Origin of the sequence: Pseudomonas sp. Q12-87 (genome assembly GCF_001269755.1) — a bacterium.
Taxonomy (GTDB): domain Bacteria; phylum Pseudomonadota; class Gammaproteobacteria; order Pseudomonadales; family Pseudomonadaceae; genus Aquipseudomonas; species Aquipseudomonas fluorescens_S.
Window position 1 is genome coordinate 437663 of sequence record NZ_LHVI01000028.1, and the last position, 20331, is coordinate 457993.

A 20331-nucleotide genomic window follows, 5' to 3' on the forward strand; every position below is an offset into this window, starting at 1 on the left:
TTTGTAGAGGTAATTTCATGTCCACTACCCTGTTCAGCCTGGCCTTCGGCGTCGGCACTCAAAACCGTCAAGGCGCCTGGCTGGAAGTGTTCTACGCACAGCCGCTGCTCAATCCATCGGCCGAGATCGTTGCCGCCATTGCGCCGATCCTTGGCTACAGCGAAGGCAACCAAGCCATCACCTTCACCACCGCCCAGGCCTCGCAACTCGCTGAAGTCCTCAAGGGCGTCGATGCCGCGCAAGCCGCACTGCTGACCCGCCTGGCCGAAAGCCATAAGCCGCTGGTCGCCACGCTGCTGGCCGAAGATGCGCAACTGAGCTCCACCCCTGAGGCTTACCTCAAGCTGCACCTGTTGTCCCATCGCCTGGTCAAGCCCCACGGCCTGAATCTGGCCGGCATTTTCCCTCTACTGCCGAACGTAGCCTGGACCAGCCAAGGCGCGATCGACCTGGGCGAACTGGCCGAGCACCAGCTCGAAGCCCGTCTGCGCGGCGAGTTGCTGGAGGTGTTCTCGGTGGATAAATTCCCGAAAATGACCGACTACGTGGTCCCGGCTGGCGTGCGGATCGCCGATGCCGCGCGGATCCGCCTGGGCGCCTACGTGGGTGAAGGCACCACGGTCATGCACGAAGGTTTCGTCAACTTCAACGCCGGTACCGAAGGCCCGGGCATGATCGAAGGCCGCGTCTCGGCTGGCGTGTTCGTCGGCAAGGGGTCGGACTTGGGCGGCGGCTGCTCGACCATGGGCACCCTGTCGGGCGGCGGCAACATCGTGATCAAGGTCGGCGAAGGCTGCCTGATCGGCGCCAACGCCGGCATCGGTATTCCGTTGGGCGACCGCAACACCGTGGAGTCGGGCCTGTACGTAACCGCCGGCACCAAGGTCAAGCTGCTGGACGAGAACAACCAACTGGTCAAAGTGGTCAAGGCCCGCGACCTGGCCGGCCAGCCGGACCTGCTGTTCCGCCGCAACTCCGAGACCGGCGCGGTGGAATGCAAGACGCATAAATCGGCCATCGAGCTGAACGAAGCACTGCACGCGCACAACTAAGCCGCTTCACCCAACACCTGTGGGAGCGGGCTTGCTCGCGAAGGCGCCTTCAAGGCCGCCGAAAGGCTTCGCGAGCAAGCCCGCTCCCACAGGGTCCGGCGTCATTCCAGCAGGGCCCGAAAGCATGTTGATCCAATCCCCCTGGCGCGCCGATTTCCCGGCCATCGCCGCCCTGCATCGGCAAGGCCAGACCTACCTGGACAATGCCGCCACGACCCAAAAGCCCCAAGCCCTGCTGGACGCCCTGGCGCATTACTACGCCAATGGCGCGGCCAACGTGCACCGTGCGCAGCATCTACCGGGCGCCCACGCAACCCAGGCATTCGAAGACAGTCGCCTCAAGGTGTCGCAGTGGCTCAACGCTGGGGACAGCGGGCAGATCGTCTTCACTCATGGCGCGACGTCTGCGCTGAATCTCCTGGCCTACGGCCTGGAACACCTATTCAACCCGGGCGATGAAATCGTCATCAGCGCCCTGGAACACCACGCCAACCTGCTGCCATGGCAACAATTGGCCGAACGCCGCGCGTTGACGCTGGTGGTGTTGCCGCTGGATGCCGACGGGGTGATCGACCTGGGCGCCGCCGCCGAGCTGATCGGCACGCGCACGCGCTTGCTGGCGGTGAGCCAGTTGTCCAATGTGCTCGGCGCCTGGCAACCATTGCCGGCGTTGCTGGCAATGGCCAAGGCCCAAGGCGCGTTGACCGTTGTCGACGGCGCCCAGGGCGTGGTCCACGGCCGTCACGACGTGCAGGCCCTGGGCTGTGACTTCTATGTATTTTCCAGCCATAAACTCTACGGCCCCGACGGATTGGGCGCTTTGTTTGGTCGCACCGAAGCGCTTCGCCAACTACGGCATTGGCAATTTGGCGGCGAGATGGTGCAACTGGCGGATTATCACAGCGCTACCTTCCGCCCGGCACCGCTCGGTTTCGAAGCAGGCACGCCCCCCATCGCCAGCGTAATCGGCCTGGGCGCCACCTTGGACTACCTGTCCGGCCTCGACCCGCAAGCGATCATCGACCACGAAGCGGCGCTGCACGACTATCTGCTCCACGGCCTGCTGGCGCGCAACGGCGTCCGCCTGGTGGGCAATCCGCGCCTGGCACTGGTCAGCTTCGTGGTCGAAGGCGTGCACAACGCCGACCTGGCCCACTTGCTGACCGAGCAAGGCGTTGCCGTGCGCGCCGGGCATCATTGCGCTATGCCGCTGTTCAAGCATTTGCAACTGTCCGGAGCAATCCGAGTGTCGCTGGCGCTGTACAACGATTCCGCCGACCTCGAACGTTTCTTCGACGCCCTGGACCAGGCCTTGGAGATGCTCCGATGAACCTGCCGGCCGATGCTGCCACGGCGTTGCAGATTTTCCAGGACGCCTCAGGCTGGGAACAACGCGCACGGCTGCTGATGCAATGGGGCGAACGTTTGCCGCCGTTGAGCGACGCAGACAAATGCGACGCCAACCTCGTCCACGGTTGTGAAAGCCAGGTGTGGTTGGTGGGGCGATTGCACGATGGGCATTGGCAGTTTTGCGCCAGCAGCGATGCGCGGTTGATCCGCGGGTTGGTGGCGTTGCTGCTGGCGCGGGTCAATGGGCTGTCAGTCGAAGAGCTGCAACAGGTGGACTTGCCGGGCTGGTTCAATGCGTTGGGGCTGTCGCGGCAATTGTCGCCTTCGCGCAGCAACGGCTTGAATGCGGTGTTGCAGCGGATGCGTGAGCTGGCGCGATAACGGTGGCGAGGGAGCTTGCTCCCGCTCGGCTGCGAAGCAGCCGCCCTGGGGCCAGCATGATTGACTCCGACAAATGGGGGCCGCTTCGCAGCCCAGCGGGAGCAAGCTCCCTCGCCACCAAAAGCCGTTACTACCCGGGCTTGACCCTGTCCGCCGGCCGCCGCACACCCGCCACGATCTTATCCACAGCCTTGGTCGCCGCGACCATGCCGAATGTCGCCGTGACCATCATCACCGCGCCAAACCCACCCGCGCAGTCGAGCTTCACGCCGTCGCCAACAAAACTCTTCTGCAAGCAGATGCTGCCGTCCGGTTTCGGGTAGCGCAGTTGCTCGGTGGAAAATACACAGGGCACGCTGTAGTGACGGGTCACGGTGCGGGAGAAACCGTAGTCGCGACGCAAGGTGGAGCGCACCTTCGAAGCCAGCGGATCGTTGAAGGTACGGTTCAAGTCGCAGACCTGGATCAACGTCGGATCAATCTGCCCGCCCGCGCCCCCGGTGGTGATGATCTGGATTTTGCGGCGCTTGCACCAGGCAATCAGCGCAGCCTTGGCGTTGACGCTGTCGATGCAGTCAATCACGCAGTCGATGTTCGGCGTGATGTATTCGGCCATGGTGTCGCGCGTGACGAAATCGGCCACCGCGTGAACGGTACAGTCGGGGTTGATCCCGCGCAGCCGCTCGGCCATGACGTCGACCTTGGGCTTGCCAACGGTGCTGTCCAGGGCATGCAACTGACGGTTGGCGTTGCTGACACAGACATCGTCCAGGTCGAACAGCGAAATCTCGCCCACGCCACAACGGGCGATGGCTTCCGCGGCCCAGGAACCGACGCCGCCCACGCCGACAATCGCCACGTGGGCCGCCCGCAGGCGTTCCAGGCTTTCAATGCCATACAAACGGGCGATGCCGGCAAACCGTGGATCTTCTGAACTCATGACCATTACCCCAAAAACCGGCGCGCATTATAGGGCTTTGTCGCGGCAAATTAAGCAAAACCTCTGTGGGAGCAAGCTCGCTCCCACAGGTTTTGTGTCACACACTGTCGGCATAGTGGGGCCCATGATGGTCGTTTTGCTATAAGATAACCGCCATTTTGTGAGCCTTGGCCAAATACAATCGAATGGCCGAACTCAGGACCTGTGGGAGCGGGCTTGCTCGCGAAGCTTTTAGCGTCACTGCGCTGACGCCTTCGCGGGCAAGCCCGCTCCCACAGAGATCCGTGTCTCCTTTCCATGTTTCCGGAGTTTTCCATGACGGCCCACGCCGACCTCTCGCCGACCCTGCAACTCGCCTGCGACCTGATCCGCCGTCCGTCCGTGACGCCGGTGGATGCCGATTGCCAGAAATTGATGATGCAGCGCCTGGGCAATGCCGGCTTCAAGCTCGAACCGATGCGCATCGAGGATGTGGATAACTTCTGGGCCAGCCATGGCAAGCATGACGGCCCGGTGCTGTGCTTCGCCGGGCACACCGACGTGGTGCCGACCGGTCCGGTGCAGGCCTGGCAGCTCGACCCGTTCGATGCGGTCATCGACGAGCAGGGCATGCTGTGCGGTCGTGGCGCGGCGGACATGAAAGGCAGCCTCGCGGCAATGATCGTGGCGGCCGAACGTTTCGTCGCCGACTACCCGGACCACAAGGGCTCGCTGACCTTCCTGATCACCAGCGACGAAGAAGGCCCGGCCCATCATGGCACCAAGGCCGTGGTCGAACGCCTCAAGGCCCGCCAGGAACGACTGGACTGGTGCATCGTCGGCGAACCGTCGAGCACCACGCTGGTGGGCGACGTGGTCAAGAACGGCCGTCGTGGTTCCCTCGGTGCGAAGCTGACGGTGCGCGGCAAGCAAGGCCATGTGGCTTATCCACATCTTGCCAAGAACCCGATCCACCTGGCCGCGCCAGCCTTGGCCGAACTGGCCGCCGAGCATTGGGACCATGGCAACGATTTTTTCCCGCCCACCAGTTTCCAGATTTCCAACCTCAACGCCGGCACCGGCGCGACCAACGTGATCCCCGGTGACCTGGTGGCGGTGTTCAACTTCCGCTTCTCCACCGAGTCCACCGTCGAAGGCCTGCAGCAGCGCGTCGCCGCTATCCTCGACAAGCACCAGTTGGACTGGCACATCGACTGGGCGCTGTCCGGCCTGCCGTTCCTCACCGAGCCGGGCGCGTTGTTGGACGCGGTGTCGTCGAGCATCAAGGACGTCACCGGTCGCGAGACCAAAGCGTCCACCAGCGGTGGCACTTCCGACGGCCGCTTCATCGCCACCATGGGCACCCAAGTGGTGGAATTGGGGCCGGTCAACGCGACCATCCACCAGGTCGACGAGCGGGTGCTGGCGGCCGATCTCGATGTGCTGACCGAGATCTACTACAAGACGCTGATCAAGTTGCTCGCCTGATGCTCGCCTGCCCGATCTGCAGTGAACCGCTGAACGCCGTGGACAACGGCGTGGTGTGCCCGGCCGGGCACCGCTTCGACCGTGCGCGGCAGGGTTACCTGAACCTGCTGCCGGTGCAGCACAAAAACAGCCGTGACCCCGGCGACAACCAGGCGATGGTCGAAGCCCGGCGCGACTTTCTCAACGCTGGGCATTACGCCCCCGTTGCCCGACGCCTGGCCGAACTGGCCGCCGAACGCGCGCCGGGACGTTGGCTGGACATCGGCTGCGGCGAGGGTTACTACACCGCGCAGATCGCTGAAGCGCTACCCGATGCCGACGGCTATGCCTTGGACATTTCCCGCGAGGCGGTCAAGCGTGCCTGCAAACGTAACCCGCAACTGACCTGGTTGATCGCCAGCATGGCCCGCGTCCCGCTGGCGGACGGTTGCTGCCAGTTCCTGGCGAGTGTATTCAGCCCACTGGACTGGCAAGAGGCCAAGCGCCTGCTCAGCCCCGGCGGCGGTTTGATGAAGGTCGGCCCGACCGCGGGGCACCTGATGGAGCTGCGCGAACGCCTGTACGACGAAGTGCGCGAGTACACCGACGACAAGCACCTGGCCCTGGTACCGTCGGGCATGGTCCTGGATCACAGCGAAACCCTCGAATTCAAGCTGACGCTCGCCAGTGGCCAGGACCGTGCCAACCTCTTGGCCATGACGCCCCACGGCTGGCGCGCCAGTGCCGAACGCCGCGCCAATGTGATCGAGCAGGCCGAGCCGTTCGAAGTCACCGTGTCGATGCGCTACGATTATTTCGTTCTTCAATAACCTTTTGTTTCCGGCCCCCGGCAACCGCTTGGGGGCGCGTTAAATCCGCGAATGGATTTTTCAAGACCGCAGCGAGGACATCCATGCGCCAACCCGATATCGAGATTTACCTCAAGGACGCCGACGTAGACCACAAGGCCATCGCCGCCTGGCTCGGCCAGGCGCTGGGCCCGTGCAGCGAATGGGTACAGAAAGGCCAGACCTACAAGTGCAAGGCCGGCACCGTCCCGGTGACCTGGCTGCCCAAGGCCGTGGGCAAGTGGAACAGCCTGTACCTGGAAAGCGACCAGACCCCATGGGACGACGACATCGCCTGCGCCCGCGCCGCCTTCGCCGCGCTGAATGTCGAAGTGCGTTGCGCGCCTGGCTCATGGGTGGAGGAAGAAGGTGAGGAATCGGCGGATCGCTGGATTCGCATCAGTGCCGATGGGGAAGAAGAGATTACCTGGAAGACTGCGTAACGGCTGGATGGGCCTGTTGCGATTGGCAACCTAGAAGCAGATCGCATTGTTAAACAAATCCCAATGTGGGAGCGGGCTTGCTCGCGAATTCTGTGTGTCAGGCAATAGCCTTGAGTCTGATACACCGCATTCGCGAGCAAGCCCGCTCCCACAGGATTTAATGTGACGGCACGCGCGGGTTACAACCCCACCACATCCTCAGCCTGCAAGCCCTTCTGCCCTTCGACGACTGCGTATTCGACCTGCTGGCCCTCGGTCAGCGAGCGGTGGCCTTCACCACGGATCGCGCGGTAATGCACGAACACGTCCGCCCCGCCTTCGCGCTGAATGAAGCCATAGCCCTTGGCGTCGTTGAACCATTTCACGTTTCCGGTTTCGCGTGCTGCCATGATGTTCACTCCCGTTCTTGTCTTTTTTCTGAGTCGACTTTTCGATGGAAAGCCGTACGAACTTGCGCCGCCAACTAGCCGTCCATCGGGACGCCCGGGCAGTAACCTGCCGAGTATATGACAGACACAAAAAGTCTCAACTGACTTTACTTCGGCGCTTTTTTGCCGATTTTCGACGAATCCGGCACACTACCGACCGCTCAACCCCATTCACTCATGCAGAAGCCGTATGACCCGCTCCCCGTTCCGCCGTCTAGTGTTTGGCACCCTGCGCCGACTGTTGTACCTCTGGGTTCGCTCCGAGACGATCAACCAGTCGTCCTTTACCCTCAACCTCGACCGCAGCCGTCCGGTGTTCTACGTCCTGCAAGACCCTTCGCTCACTGACCTGGCGGTGCTCGACACCGAATGCACCAAGGCCGGCCTGCCCCGGCCGGTGCTGCCGGTCTCGGTGGGTAACCTGCTGGAACCTGCAGCGTTCTTCTACCTGACGCCAGCGCCGGACTGGCTCGGGCGCCAAGACAAACGTGGCGCGCCGCCTACCCTGACGCGACTGGTCGATGTCCTGAGCCACGACGCGGCCGAAGACGCCCAGATCATCCCGGTCAGCGTGTTCTGGGGGCAATCGCCCGACAGCGAATCGAGCCCCTGGAAACTCTTGTTTGCCGACAGCTGGGCCGTCACCGGACGCCTGCGCCGCCTGTTGAGCATCATGATCCTGGGACGCAAGACCCGCGTGCAGTTCTCCGCGCCCATTCATTTGCGCGAGCTGATCGAACACGACAAGGGCCACGAACGCACCGTGCGCATGGCCCAGCGGATCCTGCGGGTGCATTTCCGCAACTTGAAGGCGGCGGTCATCGGTCCCGACATTTCCCACCGGCGCAACCTGGTCAAGGGCCTGCTGAACCAGCCGCTGGTCAAGCAGGCGATTCTCGACGAGGCCGAGCGGGAAAAAATCTCCCCGGAAAAAGCCAAGGCCCAAGCCCTGCGCTACGGCAACGAAATCGCCTCGGACTACACCTACACCGCGATCCGTTTCCTGGAAGTCGTGCTGAGCTGGTTCTGGAACAAAATCTACGACGGCATCAAGGTCAACCACATCGAAGGCGTGCAGAACGTCGCCCAGGGCCACGAAGTCATCTACGTGCCCTGCCACCGCAGCCACATCGACTACCTGCTGCTGTCGTACCTGCTGTTTCGCAACGGCCTGACCCCTCCGCACATCGCCGCCGGCATCAACCTCAACATGCCAGTGATTGGCGGCCTGCTGCGCCGTGGCGGGGCGTTCTTCATGCGCCGCACCTTCAAGGGCAACCCGCTCTATACCGCTGTATTCAACGAATACCTGCATACCTTGTTCACCAAGGGTTTTCCGGTGGAGTACTTCGTCGAGGGCGGTCGCTCGCGCACCGGGCGGATGCTGCAACCCAAGACCGGCATGCTCGCCATCACCCTGCGCAGCTTCCTGCGCTCCTCGCGCATGCCCATCGTCTTCGTGCCGGTCTACATCGGCTACGAACGGGTATTGGAAGGCCGCACCTACCTCGGCGAGCTACGCGGCGCCAGCAAGAAGAAAGAATCGATTTTCGACATCTTCAAAGTCATCGGTGCCCTCAAGCAGCGCTTCGGCCAAGTGGCGGTGAACTTCGGCGAACCGATCAAACTGGCGGAGTTCCTCGACGGCGAACAGCCCGACTGGCGCCAACAGGAATTGGGCCCGCAGTTCAAGCCGGCCTGGCTCAACGCGACCACTCACCGCCTCGGCGAGCGCGTGGCCCGGCACCTGAACGAAGCCGCAGCCATCAACCCGGTCAACCTCGTGGCCCTGGCGCTGCTGTCCACCAGCCGCCTGGCCCTGGACGACCGTGCCATGGCCCGCGTACTGGACCTGTACCTGGCGCTGCTGCGCAAAGTACCGTACTCGCCCCACACCACCCTGCCCGAAGGCGATGGCCAGGCGCTGATCGAGCACGTCAAGGGCATGGACCTGCTCTCGGAGCAGAGCGATGCCCTGGGCAAGATCCTGTATCTGGACGAACAGAATGCGGTGTTGATGACTTACTACCGCAACAACGTGCTGCACATCTTTGCCCTGCCTGCGTTGCTTGCCAGCTTCTTCCAGAGCAGTTCGCGCATGAGCCGCGAACAGATCCTGCGCTACACCCGCGCCTTGTACCCGTACCTGCAATCGGAGCTGTTCATCCGTTGGTCGCTGGAAGAACTCGACGGCGTGGTCGATCAATGGCTCGAGGCGTTCGTCGAACAAGGCCTGCTGCGCTTCGAGAAAGACCTGTACCTGCGCCCAGCACCGAGCTCGCGGCATTTCGTGCTGCTGACGCTGCTGTCCAAGAGCATCGCCCAGACTTTGCAGCGCTTCTACATGACCGTCTCGCTGCTGCTCAACAGCGGCCAGAACAGCGTCAGCGCCGAAGAGCTGGAAGACCTTTGCACCGTCATGGCCCAGCGCCTGTCGATCCTGCATGGCCTGAATGCCCCGGAATTCTTCGACAAGAGCCTGTTCCGCCATTTCATCCAGACTATGCTGGACCTTGACGTACTGCGCCGCGACGAAGCCGGCAAGCTCGGTTATCACGAGCTGCTGGGCGAACTGGCCGAAGGCGCGGCCAAGCGGGTGCTGCCGGCGGAGATTCGCCTGTCGATCCGCCAAGTGGCGTTGCACCGCAGTGAAGATGCAGCGGATCAGGTAGCTGCGCTGCCGCAGGACTGATTCCCCAGGCGCCAGGTTGTCTCTGGCGCCCTCAATATGGAAATGCCCCCATGAAAAAACTCCTTCTCATTACCGCCGCCACGCTCCTGAGCGCCTGCTCCAGCGCGCCGCTGGCGGGCAAGAACAGCCTCGACGGCGAAGTGTTCTACCTGCAACGCATCGCCTTGCCACCCACCGCCATTTTGAGCGTAAGCCTGCAGGACGTGTCCCTGGCCGACGCCCCCGCCGTGGTCCTCGATGAGCAGAGCGGCCCGGTCAAAGGCCAGGTCCCGCTGCCGTTCCACCTCAGCTATGATCCCGCCCAGGTCAAGCCCGGCCATCGCTATGCGGTGAGCGCCGGCATCGAAGCCGACGGCCAATTGATATTCGTCTCCACCGAACAACATGCCGTGCAACTCGACGGTAAAGATCCACAGCCGCTGAAAATCCGCGTCAACGCCGCGCGTTGACCCCCTGCCTATTTTCCTGAAGGACACCGTCATGCTCCGCTCAACTCTCCGTTTCACCGGCCTGTGCGCGGGCCTGCTGATCTGCGCCAACGCCATGGCCCTGTCCCTGGGGGATCTTTCCCAGGGCGACGCCACGGGCGGCCTCAAGGACGCACTGACCCAAGGCGCCCAGATCGCGGTCAAGCAATTGGGCAAGCCAGGCGGTTTCAACAACAACCCTGAGGTGAAGATCGAACTGCCCGGCAAGCTCGGCAAAGTCGCCAGCAAAATGAAAGCCTTCGGCATGGGGGATCAGGTCGATCAATTGGAAACCAGCATGAACCAGGCTGCTGAAGCCGCCGTGGTGCAAGCCCAGCCGATCCTGGTCAATGCCGTGAAGAACATGAGCGTGGACGATGCCAAGGGCATCTTGAGCGGCGGTAACGACTCAGCCACCCAATACTTGAACAAGAGCAGCCGCGAGCAGATCCGCACCAAGTTCCTGCCCATCGTCAAGCAAGCCACCGACAAGGTCGGCCTGGCCCAGAAATACAACGCTTTCGCCGGCCAGGCCGCAACCTTCGGCGTGCTGGATGCAAAAAGCGCCAACATCGAAAGCTATGTGACCGAACAGGCGCTGGACGGCTTGTTCAAGATGATCGCCGAGCAGGAAGCCACCATCCGCAAGAACCCGGCGGCTGCGGCGACCAGTTTGGCGAAGAAGGTGTTTGGTACTCTTTAAGATTCAGCAAAAATCACTGTGGCGAGGGGATTTATCCCCTCACCACAGGTCCGGTGTACGTCTGTTGATCAGGTCTTCTTGACCCTGAACCACGCCGCATACAACGCCGGTAAAAACAGCAGCGTCAACGCCGTCGCCACGATCAGCCCGCCCATGATCGCCACGGCCATCGGGCCGAAGAACAGGCTGCGCGACAGCGGGATCATCGCCAGCACCGCTGCCAGGGCAGTGAGCACGATCGGCCGGAAGCGGCGCACCGTCGCTTCGATGATCGCCTGCCAGGGCGCGAGCCCCGCCTTGATGTCCTGTTCGATCTGGTCCACCAGGATCACCGAGTTGCGCATGATCATCCCCGACAAGGCGATGGTGCCCAACATGGCGACGAACCCGAACGGCTGGCGGAACACCAGCAGGAACACCGTGACGCCGATCAACCCGAGGGGCGCCGTGAGGAAAACCATGGCCGTGCGCGAGAAGCTGCGCAGCTGCAGCATCAGCAACGTCAGCACCACCACGATGAAAAGCGGTACACCGGCGTTCACCGATTTCTGGCCCCGGGCCGAATCCTCCACCGTGCCGCCCACTTCCAGGAGATAACCGTCCGGCAATTCGGCGCGAATCGACTCCAGCGTCGGGAAAATCTGCTGCACCAAGGTGGCCGGTTGTTCCTTGCCGTAGATGTCCGCGCGCACGGTCACGCTGGGTAAGCGATTGCGGTGCCAGATCACGCCCTCTTCGAAGCCGTACTCCAGCGTCGCGATCTGTGACAGCGCAACACTCGTGCCGCTGTCGGTGGGCACCGCCAGGCTCGGCAGCAGCGACAATTCGGTACGCTCATGCACCGTGCCGCGCAACAGGATCTCGATCAGCTCGTTGTCTTCCCGGTATTGGCTGACACTGGAACCGGTGAGGGAACTGCGCAGGAAGCTCGCCAGATTCGCGGTGCTGACACCCAAGGCCCGGGCGCGCTCCTGATCGACGTTCAGGTACACCACCTTGCTCGGCTCTTCCCAGTCCAGATGCACATTGACCACGTAGGGATTTTCGCGAACTTTCGTCGCCACTTTTCGCGCCAGGTCCCGGACTTTTTCGATGTGTTCACCCGTGACCCGAAATTGCACCGGATAACCCACCGGCGGACCGTTTTCCAGGCGTGTGACCCGCGAGCGCAGGGTCGGGAATTGTTCGTTCAGGGTTGTGATCAGCCAACTGCGCAGGGGCTCGCGGTCTTCGATGGTCTTGGCGAGCACCACGAACTGGGCAAAGCTCGACGCCGGCAGTTGCTGATCCAGCGGCAGGTAGAAGCGCGGCGAACCGGTGCCGACGTAAGCCACATAATTGTCGATACCCACATGGTCCTTGAGCAGCGCTTCCAGGCGTTTGACCTGCTCGGCGGTGTTGGTCAGGGAGGCGCCTTCCTGCAGCTTCAGGTCGACCATCAACTCCAGCCGTCCCGATGCCGGGAAAAATTGCTGCGGCACAAAACGGAACAGCACAACCGAGCCCACGAACAACAGCACGGTCAAGGTGATGACGGTTTTGCGCCGACGCACGCACCATTCCACCGACCGCCGGACACGCTGATAGAACGGTGTGCCGTAAGGATCGGGCTGACCATCGACAGTGCCATGTTTGGCCGCGTGAATTTTCGCCAGGTCCGGCAGGAATTTTTCCCCAAGGTACGGCACGAACACCACGGCGGCCACCCAGGACGCCAACAGCGCCAGGGTCACGACCTGGAAAATCGAGCGGGTGTACTCGCCAGTGCCTGACTGCGCGGTGGCGATCGGCAGGAACCCCGCTGCGGTGATCAACGTACCGGTGAGCATCGGGAACGCCGTGCTGGTCCAGGCGAAGCTGGCCGCCTTGATCCGGTCAAAGCCCTGCTCCATCTTGATCGCCATCATCTCCACGGCAATGATCGCGTCGTCCACCAACAGCCCCAGCGCCAATACCAGCGCGCCCAGGGAAATCTTGTGCAGGCCGATGCCCAGGTAGTACATCGCGGCGAAAGTCATCGCCAACACCAGCGGGATCGCCAGAGCCACCACCATGCCGGTGCGCAACCCCAGGGAGAAAAAGCTCACCAGCAGTACAATCGTCAGCGCCTCCACCAGCACCTGGACGAATTCACCAACGCCGGTCTTCACCGCTGCCGGCTGGTCCGAAACCTTGCGCAATTGCATGCCGGCCGGCAGGTTGTTCTGGATCCTCGAAAACTCAGCCTCCAGCGCCTTGCCCAGGACCAGAATATCGCCGCCCTCCTTCATCGCCACGGCCAGGCCGATGGCGTCTTCCCCCATGAAGCGCATGCGCGGCGCCGGCGGGTCATTGAAACCGCGACGCACCTGCGCCAGATCGCTGATACGGAACGTACGGTCGGCGACACGGATCGGGAAATTGCGAATTTCTTCAACGGTCTGGAAATTTCCCGACACGCGCAGTTGCAATCGTTCGCTGCCGGTTTCGAAGAATCCTGCGGTCGAGACGGCGTTCTGCTCCTCGAGGGCTTGCTGGACCGCCGCCAGGGGCAACCCCAGTGTTGCCAGCTTCACGTTCGACAGCTCGATCCAGATCTTCTCGTCCTGCAGGCCGATCAGCTCGACCTTGCCCACGTCCTTGACCCGTTGCAGCTGGATCTGGATGCGGTCGGCGTAGTCCTTGAGCACCGCGTAGTCGAAGCCCTCACCGGACAGCGCGTAGATATTGCCGAAGGTGGTGCCGAATTCATCGTTGAAGAACGGGCCCTGGATACCCGGCGGCAGGGTGTGGCGAATGTCGCTGATTTTCTTGCGGATCTGGTACCACAACTCGGGAATCTGCACTGAATGCAATGAATCGCGGGCGACGAAGGTCACCTGGGACTCGCCGGGCCGGGAGAACGAGACGATTCTTTCGTAATCGCCAGTCTCCATCAGTTTCTTTTCAATGCGTTCGGTCACCTGCCGGGAAACTTCCTCGGCCGTGGCCCCCGGCCAATTGGTGCGAATGACCATGGCCTTGAACGTGAACGGTGGGTCTTCGCTCTGGCCAAGCTTGGTGTAGGAAAGCGCACCGACGATGGCCAGCAACAGCATCAGGAACAGTACGATCTGGCGATTGCGCAGCGCCCATTCAGAAAGATTGAAACCCATCGGGGATTACTCCTTGGCCGTCAGGTTGACCACGCGGTTGGAGCGATCCACCGGCCGCACATGCTGGCCGTCGAGCAACACATGGACGCCGGCGGCCACGACCCAGTCTTCAGGGCTGAGGCCTTCGAGCACCGGAACAGTCTTTTCGCCAAAGGCGCCGACCCGGACCGGGACTTTCTTGAGGGTATTGTTGGCGCTGACCACCCAGACGTAAGTGACGCCGTTTTCAGCCGTCAGGGCCGATAACGGCACCGACAGCGGGATCTTGTCGGCGGTCTGGATGAACACCCGGGCGCTCTGGCCCAGCTCTGCCGGCACACTGCCGGCGGTGAACGCCACACGTGCAGCGAAGGTGCGGGACCTGGGGTCGGCGGCCGGCGAGAGTTCACGAATGCGGCCGCTGAAACGCTGGTCAGGCTGGCTCCACAGTTCGACCGAGACTGGCTGGCCGATCTTGAACCGTCCGAAACTCTGTTCCGGCAGGCTGATCAGTACTTCACGCTCGCCGTCGGTGGCCAGGGTGAAGACGGTTTGACCGGCCGACACCACTTGCCCGACTTCAACCGAGCGCCTGGCGACCACGCCATCCTGAGGGGCGCGCAACACCGAATAGCTGGCCTGGTTGCTGGCGACGTCGAACTCGGCCTTGATCTGCTTGAGCCGCGCGGCACCGGAGCGATAGAGATTCTCGGCATTGTCGTACTGGGAGCGGCTGACCATCTGCCGATCCATCAATGTTTTATAGCGGTCACGCTCGGCACGCACCAGGCTCAGGTTGGCCTCGGCGGCGGCCACCTGGGCGCGGGTCGCTTCCAGTTGCAGGCGCACATCCTCGGGATCGAGCTCGGCCAAGGGCTGATTGGCCTTGACCCGCTGGCCCTCCTCCACCAGCCGTCGGCTCACCTTGCCGCCTATGCGAAAGGCCAGGTCGGGTTCGAAACGTGCCCGCACTTCGCCGGGATAACTGTCCATCGCTTGGGCCGAAGGCTCGGGTTTCACCACCAGCGCGGGGCGCACTGCGACGGGCACCGGCTCGTCATGACCACACGCAGACAATAAAAAAGCCAGGCTGACTGGCAAGGCGAGGGGCAAGGCATAGCGGAACATGGCGAGTGACCTTTCGCTAATGGTGCTTGGAATAATTATACTGACGGGTATGTTATTAATAGCAAACTCACCAGTCCAGTATTAAAGCGAAGAAATGTCGAACAATCGTTCCCCCCACAGCGGTCCTGGCCGGCCAAAGGACCTGGCCAAACGCCAGGCCATTCTCGACGCAGCAAAACGCCTGTTCGTAAGCATGGGTTACGCCAGCACCAGCATGGATGCCGTCGCCACCGAGGCGGGGGTTTCCAAATTGACGGTGTACAGCCATTTCACCGACAAGGAGACGCTGTTCTCCGCTGCCGTGATCGCCAAATGCGAAGAACAGGTACCGCCGCTTTTTTTCGAATGGCCCGAGGGCGTGCCGATCGAACGCGTGTTGCTGAACATTGCCCGTGGCTTTAATCAATTGGTCAGCAGTGAAGAATCGGTGAACCTGCATCGGGTGATCATTGCCCTGGGCAGCCAGGATCCGAAACTCTCGACGATCTTCTTCGAAGCCGGTCCGCAGCGGATGCTCTCAGGCATGGAGCGGTTGCTGGTCAAGGTCAACCAGAGCGGTGCGCTGAGCATCGACAAGCCCCGCAACGCCGCCGAGCATTTCTTTTGCCTGATCAAGGGGGCGGCGAACTTTCGCCTGCTGTATGGCTGCGGCGCAGCATTGGAGCCCGAAGCGGCGGAGGCTCATGTGCAGGAAGTGGTGGGGTTGTTTGTGCGGGCTTATCGGCCTTAGGCCAGCCGTCATTTATTCGCTGACTGGCAGGGCCCCATCGCGAGCAGGCTCGCTCCCACAGGGGCACCATCGATCCAGTGTGGGAGCGAGCCTGCTCGCGATGAAGGCAACACGGTCTCAGGGCTTGAGCGCTTTCTTGGGATAGATATCGTAGCGACTGGATTTGCCATCGAGCCCATGACTGGGCTTGGGCCCTTCGATGCAAGGAGCCTTGCGCGGGCGCTTGACCACCACCCGGTGAGTCGCCAGGGCCAGGGCGGCGGCGAGTAGCGCCGGGGCGTCCGGGTCATCGCCTACCAGCGGACGGAACAGGCGCATTTCCTTCTTCACCAGAGCGGTTTTCTCACGATGGGGGAACATCGGGTCCAGGTAGATCACTTGGGGCGGCTCACCTTCCCAGTTGCGCATCACGTCGATGGAATTGCCCTTGAGCAAACGCATGCGGGCCACGATCGGTGCGACATCGAAATCCTCCGCCCCGCGGGCCAGGCCATCCTCCAACAGCGCGCCGATCAGCGGCTGGCGTTCGATCAGGCTCATTTCACAACCCAGACTGGCGAGTACGAATGCATCCTTGCCCAACCCGGCCGTGGCGTCCAACACCCGTGGACGCACGCCTTGGGCGACACCCACCGCCTTGGCGATCATTTGGCCACTGCCGCCACCGTACAATCGACGATGGGCCGCACCGCCCTCGACGAAGTCCACCCGCACCGGGCCTGGCGCGTCCGGCCCGAGTTGCTGCAATTGCAGCCCCTGCTCGCCGACCTGCAAGGCAAATTCGCCATCGTCCACTTGCAAGGGCAAGCCAAGGCGCTCGGCCCACTGCTCGGCCTGGGGCTGGAAGGCCGGGGCCAGGGCCTCGACATGGATGCGGCAAGCCGCAGGTTGCTCACTCATGGAAGTTGTTCATTCATGGAAACATGCTCAAAAAATTAAGGATCGGCAAGAACGGCCGATAACAACGGTGAACGGCATTTTGCCAGAGCTGAGCGTCGACCGAGAAAAATGTCAGACATTCAATCCCCATCGATAGGCGTGATCTCCCCTTACGGCGATTACAGCCTGCGCAACACCCAAGCGCTGAGCGGCGTCAGTCACCTGTGGCAGGATTTTTTTGCCCGGGCCCTGGCCGATCAACTGGGTGATGCCGCACCGGTGCCAGGCAGCTACCAGCCAGCCCCCCTCGATGAGAATGTTGAACCGACCCTCGGCGCTGAACTGCTGGATCACATCGTCAGCCAGCGCACCTGTGAAGTGACCGAAACGCCGGTCGCACCGCCTGAGCCGCTGTTCCTGCCCATCGCCGAATTCGAACTGGACCTGCTGGACAAGCCCTTCCCGCCTTTCCCGGCGCAAGAAATCGCTGCCCAGCAAAAGCAGCAGACGTTCGAGAGCAACTGGGTTCGCCCCATCGTCCTCGCCGCCGGCCAACCGCTGCCAGAGCCCGGCCCGGCGCCGCAGCCGCGCCCATTGCACCTGCCGATTGCCGAGTTCGAACTCGATCTGCTGGACAAGCCATTCCCGCCCTTCCCGGAAGAAGAATTGGTGGAACAGCAGAAACAATTGGATTTCGACACCCGCTGGGCACGTCCGATCGTGCTGCAGAACCTGCGCATCGCCGCCTGATTCTCAACGACAGATCCACCAGGGCCCCACATCCAGATGAAAATGGTTGCGGTGCGCCGCGTTGTAATCCGGGCTCAAGACCACACTGAACATGTCACAGGCACCGTCGCGGGCCTGCCGTAGAAAGCGCGCATCGGCATTGTCCTTGGGCCAGTCCCTGAGGACGCTGATCGTGCGGCCGTCAGCCAGGCGAAAGCCGGCGATATCCAGTGCGCTGGCCGTGGCGTGCTGGCTGCGTGCCCCGGTCTCACGACCGTACATGTTGCGACAGGCGAAACTGCCGAGGTGATCGACCCGCGTGACTTTCTGGCCATAGACCGCCGCTGCCGCCGGCTGTAGCGCATGACGCTCGAACAGCGCGAACGCCACGGCCAGTGGGCAACTGGCGAGGAAACTGCTGCTGAGCGCCACTTCACCGCCCTGCACCCTCACTGCATTGTTCAGCGGGCAATCGGCCTCGGGGCTGCTGTCCGCCTGGCGAGCGGTCCGAAGCCCCGAGGTGGCGAGGGCCTGATCGCACAGCTGCGGGTCGTTGCGCAAGGCCATCAGCTTGTAGCGGGTCAGCAGGTTCGGAGGAACGTTAACGTCCAGGGGCGCCCAAGGGTTCCACTGGGGTGGCAGCGACAGCCAGCCGCGCCACACACTAAACACCGCCAGGCCCATGATTGACACCAGGACCGCCAAACCTTTCAAAAACCGCACGGCAGGGCCTCGGGCATCAACCCTTGAACAACTGGTTGGCCTGCTTGAACGGCATCGAGCGGCGCGTAAAAGTGAACGTGCCCTGCTGCTGGATCTCCTCGGCGGCGCGGAAGAACTCGCCATACGCAGCCAGGGCCAGGGCCGACCCGACACTGATGCGCTTGACGCCCAACTCGCTCAACTGCGCGACCGTCAGGTCCAGCGCCCCGGACATCAGCACGTTCACTGGCTTGGGCGCCACGGCTCGCACCACCGCGAGCACTTGCTCGGCCGAGCTCAGGCCAGGGGCATAGAGCACATCGGCGCCGGCATCGGCGAACGCCTTGAGGCGGCGAATCGTGTCATCCAGGTCGGGCTTGCCGTGCAGGAAATTTTCCGCCCGAGCGGTCAGCAAGAAGGGATACGGCAGGCTGCGCACAGCTTCAGCGGCGGCCTTGACCCGCGCCACGGCGTGGTCGAAGCAATAGATCGGGCTGTCTTCACGCCCCGTGGCGTCTTCGATCGAACCGCCCACCGCGCCGGCCTGCGCCGCCCGAAGGAGGTTGCGGGCGCAATCCTCGGGCGCATCGGCGAAACCGTTTTCCAAGTCCACCGCCACCGGCAGGTCAGTGGCCGCCACTATCGCCCGGACATTGGCCAAGGTGTCTTCCAGGCCCAATGCACCATCGGGTCGCGCCAGGGAAAAAGCATGACCGGCGCTGGTGGTTGCCAGGGCTTCGAAGCCGAGGCTGGCGAGCATCTTGGCGGAACCGGCATCCCACGGGTTGGGAATCACAAACGCCCCTTCACGCTCGTGCAGGGCCTTGAACGCCTGGGCTCGACGGGTTTGCGCATCCATGTAGTTCGCTCCTGAACAGAGAAGGTATTGGCCTCAGAGCAAACCCAGTTGCTCGGCGGCGGGCTCTCTGTATAGCTCAGGCAGGGCCGGCAAGCCAGGCAATCGGCTCATCAACAGGCGGTGAAAGTGCTGTGCGAGTTTTGCCGCCAGCAGGTTGTCGGCGGTGTGCAGGAAAATGTATGGCGTGCGCCCTTCTTCAATCCACCCGGCGATTTTTTCCACCCAGGGCTTCAGGAATGGCTCATTGGCCTCCAGCACCGGGTGACCGATGAAGCGTACCTGCGGGCATTGGGTGAAGGCCGTCGGCCGGGGCGGCACCCGCGGCTTTTTCGATTGTGCATGAAGCACAGCAGGGGCAGTCGAGGTGCAGCTGAACAACGCCCGAGGATCGAGGCAAATGCGCTCGACGCCGCGGTCGAGCAACAAGCGATTGAGGCGCCGTTCGGCATCGCCTTTGGCAAAGAATTCATCGTGTCGCACTTCCACGGCCAGCGGCCGCTCAAAGGCGTCGATGAAACCGGCCAGCTCCGCCAGTCGATGAGGCATGAAGGCCTTGGGTAACTGCAGCCAGAATGGCGAAACCCGTTCACCCAAGGGGCGGAGCAATTGCACGAAGGTTTCGATCGCCGTCAGGTGCTCGCGCAAGTCGCCACTGTGGCTGATATCGCCGGGCAACTTGGCGGTGAAGCGAAAATGTTCGGGCATGGTTTCGGCCCAGCGCTGCACGACGGCCGCAGAAGGGCTCGCGTAGAAAGTCGTATTGCCTTCCACGGCATTGAATACTTGGGAATATAGATTGAGGAAATCGGTGCTTTTCGCGTCCTGGGGATACAGGTAATCGCGCCAGGCGTTTTCGCTCCAGGACGGACAACCCAGGTAGTACGGCAATACCACCATCAGATATAGAGGTCGAGACCCAGCACTTCCATATCCCAATCGACGAAGCCAGCGGTGCTCAGGTAGCTGGCCAGGGCCGTGGCCACGCTGCGGCTCATGGAACGGTGATAGAGCATGTCTTGCTGACGGGCGGGAAGATTGCTCAGGCGTTGCGCGGAAGCTTTGGCGGCACGGGCGGCCAGTTGCTCCTCGGACGGGGTTTCCAGTTCGCCATCGATATCATCGAAAGACTCGGGCTCGGCGACTTTGCCTGCACGAGGCTTGCGCTTGATGGGGTAGGACTGGGATGAAACGCCGTCTATACGCATAACAGAATGCTCGGTATCAATGATGGCAATTTAGCGGCACTTTCGCAGCCGCGCAAATGCGCAAGTGATAACTAGAACACAGAAAGTCGAAAAGGTTTAAAAACAGGGGGAAAAAGTGACGACTGGTGATTTTTGACGTGACTTTGGGGTGGGAAAATGACTTTTGAATGGGGTGACTCTAAAGCACCTGAAAGTTGCAGGTAACTCTGTGGCGAGGGAGCTTGCTCCCGCTGGGG

General features: G+C 62.3%; 20 protein-coding genes. 11 read left to right on the forward strand and 9 right to left on the reverse strand.

Annotated features, from left to right (window positions below):
- Nucleotides 1–17: 17 nt before the first annotated feature.
- The 3 genes from dapD (at nt 18) to AD663_RS21570 (ending at nt 2783) form a co-directional block, all read left to right on the forward strand.
- On the forward strand, nt 18–1052 hold the full coding sequence (dapD, locus tag AD663_RS21560; RefSeq protein ID WP_053214502.1) for a 2,3,4,5-tetrahydropyridine-2,6-dicarboxylate N-succinyltransferase: 1035 nt from the start codon (nt 18–20) through the stop codon (nt 1050–1052).
- Between the two features lie 124 nt (nt 1053–1176).
- Entirely contained in the window at nt 1177–2382 is a 1206-nt protein-coding gene (locus tag AD663_RS21565; protein ID WP_053214503.1) for an aminotransferase class V-fold PLP-dependent enzyme, read from the forward strand.
- Entirely contained in the window at nt 2379–2783 is a 405-nt protein-coding gene (locus AD663_RS21570) for a SufE family protein (protein ID WP_003184950.1), read from the forward strand. Before AD663_RS21565 ends, AD663_RS21570 begins: the two co-directional genes overlap by 4 nt.
- Before the next feature lie 130 nt (nt 2784–2913).
- Here AD663_RS21570 and tcdA read toward each other — a convergent pair whose 3' ends face one another.
- A complete protein-coding gene (gene tcdA, locus AD663_RS21575) occupies nt 2914–3729 on the reverse strand; it encodes a tRNA cyclic N6-threonylcarbamoyladenosine(37) synthase TcdA (protein ID WP_053214504.1) in 816 nt (271 codons plus the stop codon).
- Between the two features lie 309 nt (nt 3730–4038).
- Between tcdA and dapE the strand changes: the two genes are divergently transcribed.
- From dapE to AD663_RS21590, 3 genes are all read left to right on the forward strand, one after another.
- The gene (gene dapE, locus AD663_RS21580) at nt 4039–5190 is read left to right on the forward strand and encodes a succinyl-diaminopimelate desuccinylase (RefSeq protein WP_003184954.1); all 1152 of its coding nucleotides are present in this window, start codon (nt 4039–4041) and stop codon (nt 5188–5190) included.
- On the forward strand, nt 5190–5999 hold the full coding sequence (locus AD663_RS21585; RefSeq protein WP_003184956.1) for a putative RNA methyltransferase: 810 nt from the start codon (nt 5190–5192) through the stop codon (nt 5997–5999). Before dapE ends, AD663_RS21585 begins: the two co-directional genes overlap by 1 nt.
- 83 nt (nt 6000–6082) lie before the next feature.
- Complete coding sequence (locus AD663_RS21590) at nt 6083–6460, forward strand: hypothetical protein (RefSeq protein WP_003184958.1); 378 nt, start codon at nt 6083–6085, stop codon at nt 6458–6460.
- Nucleotides 6461–6639: 179 nt separating this feature from the next.
- Here the strand turns inward: AD663_RS21590 and AD663_RS21595 are convergent, their stop codons facing one another.
- Nucleotides 6640–6849 (reverse strand): cold-shock protein, encoded by a 210-nt coding sequence (locus tag AD663_RS21595; protein WP_003184959.1) that lies wholly within the window; start codon nt 6847–6849, stop codon nt 6640–6642.
- A gap of 229 nt (nt 6850–7078) precedes the next feature.
- On the opposite strand from AD663_RS21595, the gene plsB reads away from it, so the two are divergent.
- The 3 genes from plsB to AD663_RS21610 are packed head-to-tail and all read left to right on the forward strand — an operon-like array spanning nt 7079 to nt 10750.
- Entirely contained in the window at nt 7079–9580 is a 2502-nt protein-coding gene (gene plsB, locus AD663_RS21600; RefSeq protein ID WP_003184961.1) for a glycerol-3-phosphate 1-O-acyltransferase PlsB, read from the forward strand.
- 50 nt (nt 9581–9630) lie between these two features.
- The gene (locus AD663_RS21605; RefSeq protein ID WP_053214505.1) at nt 9631–10029 is read left to right on the forward strand and encodes a YbaY family lipoprotein; all 399 of its coding nucleotides are present in this window, start codon (nt 9631–9633) and stop codon (nt 10027–10029) included.
- Nucleotides 10030–10060: 31 nt separating this feature from the next.
- A complete protein-coding gene (locus AD663_RS21610; protein WP_003184965.1) occupies nt 10061–10750 on the forward strand; it encodes a DUF4197 domain-containing protein in 690 nt (229 codons plus the stop codon).
- 68 nt (nt 10751–10818) lie between these two features.
- Here AD663_RS21610 and AD663_RS21615 read toward each other — a convergent pair whose 3' ends face one another.
- Together AD663_RS21615 and AD663_RS21620 are read right to left on the reverse strand one after the other, a co-directional pair.
- Complete coding sequence (locus AD663_RS21615; protein WP_053214506.1) at nt 10819–13884, reverse strand: efflux RND transporter permease subunit; 3066 nt, start codon at nt 13882–13884, stop codon at nt 10819–10821.
- A 6-nt stretch (nt 13885–13890) separates the two neighbouring features.
- The gene (locus tag AD663_RS21620; RefSeq protein ID WP_053214507.1) at nt 13891–14991 is read right to left on the reverse strand and encodes an efflux RND transporter periplasmic adaptor subunit; all 1101 of its coding nucleotides are present in this window, start codon (nt 14989–14991) and stop codon (nt 13891–13893) included.
- A gap of 94 nt (nt 14992–15085) precedes the next feature.
- On the opposite strand from AD663_RS21620, the gene AD663_RS21625 reads away from it, so the two are divergent.
- The gene (locus tag AD663_RS21625) at nt 15086–15721 is read left to right on the forward strand and encodes a TetR/AcrR family transcriptional regulator (protein WP_003184972.1); all 636 of its coding nucleotides are present in this window, start codon (nt 15086–15088) and stop codon (nt 15719–15721) included.
- A gap of 117 nt (nt 15722–15838) precedes the next feature.
- Here the strand turns inward: AD663_RS21625 and AD663_RS21630 are convergent, their stop codons facing one another.
- Nucleotides 15839–16621, reverse strand: a complete 783-nt coding sequence (locus AD663_RS21630; RefSeq protein ID WP_003184974.1) for a class I SAM-dependent methyltransferase — start codon at nt 16619–16621, stop codon at nt 15839–15841.
- A gap of 108 nt (nt 16622–16729) precedes the next feature.
- On the opposite strand from AD663_RS21630, the gene AD663_RS21635 reads away from it, so the two are divergent.
- A complete protein-coding gene (locus AD663_RS21635) occupies nt 16730–17350 on the forward strand; it encodes a hypothetical protein (protein ID WP_003184976.1) in 621 nt (206 codons plus the stop codon).
- 3 nt (nt 17351–17353) lie between these two features.
- Here AD663_RS21635 and AD663_RS21640 read toward each other — a convergent pair whose 3' ends face one another.
- The 4 genes from AD663_RS21640 to AD663_RS21655 are packed head-to-tail and all read right to left on the reverse strand — an operon-like array spanning nt 17354 to nt 20095.
- Nucleotides 17354–18052 carry an extensin family protein gene (locus tag AD663_RS21640; protein WP_003184978.1) on the reverse strand — a complete coding sequence of 233 codons (699 nt, stop codon included), beginning with the start codon at nt 18050–18052 and terminating at the stop codon, nt 17354–17356.
- A gap of 16 nt (nt 18053–18068) precedes the next feature.
- Nucleotides 18069–18890 (reverse strand): oxaloacetate decarboxylase, encoded by an 822-nt coding sequence (locus tag AD663_RS21645; protein WP_003184980.1) that lies wholly within the window; start codon nt 18888–18890, stop codon nt 18069–18071.
- Between the two features lie 33 nt (nt 18891–18923).
- Nucleotides 18924–19784: a DUF72 domain-containing protein gene (locus AD663_RS21650; protein ID WP_083455190.1), complete on the reverse strand. Its 861-nt coding sequence runs from the start codon at nt 19782–19784 to the stop codon at nt 18924–18926.
- A gap of 2 nt (nt 19785–19786) precedes the next feature.
- On the reverse strand, nt 19787–20095 hold the full coding sequence (locus AD663_RS21655; RefSeq protein WP_003184984.1) for a hypothetical protein: 309 nt from the start codon (nt 20093–20095) through the stop codon (nt 19787–19789).
- Nucleotides 20096–20331: the final 236 nt, after the last annotated feature.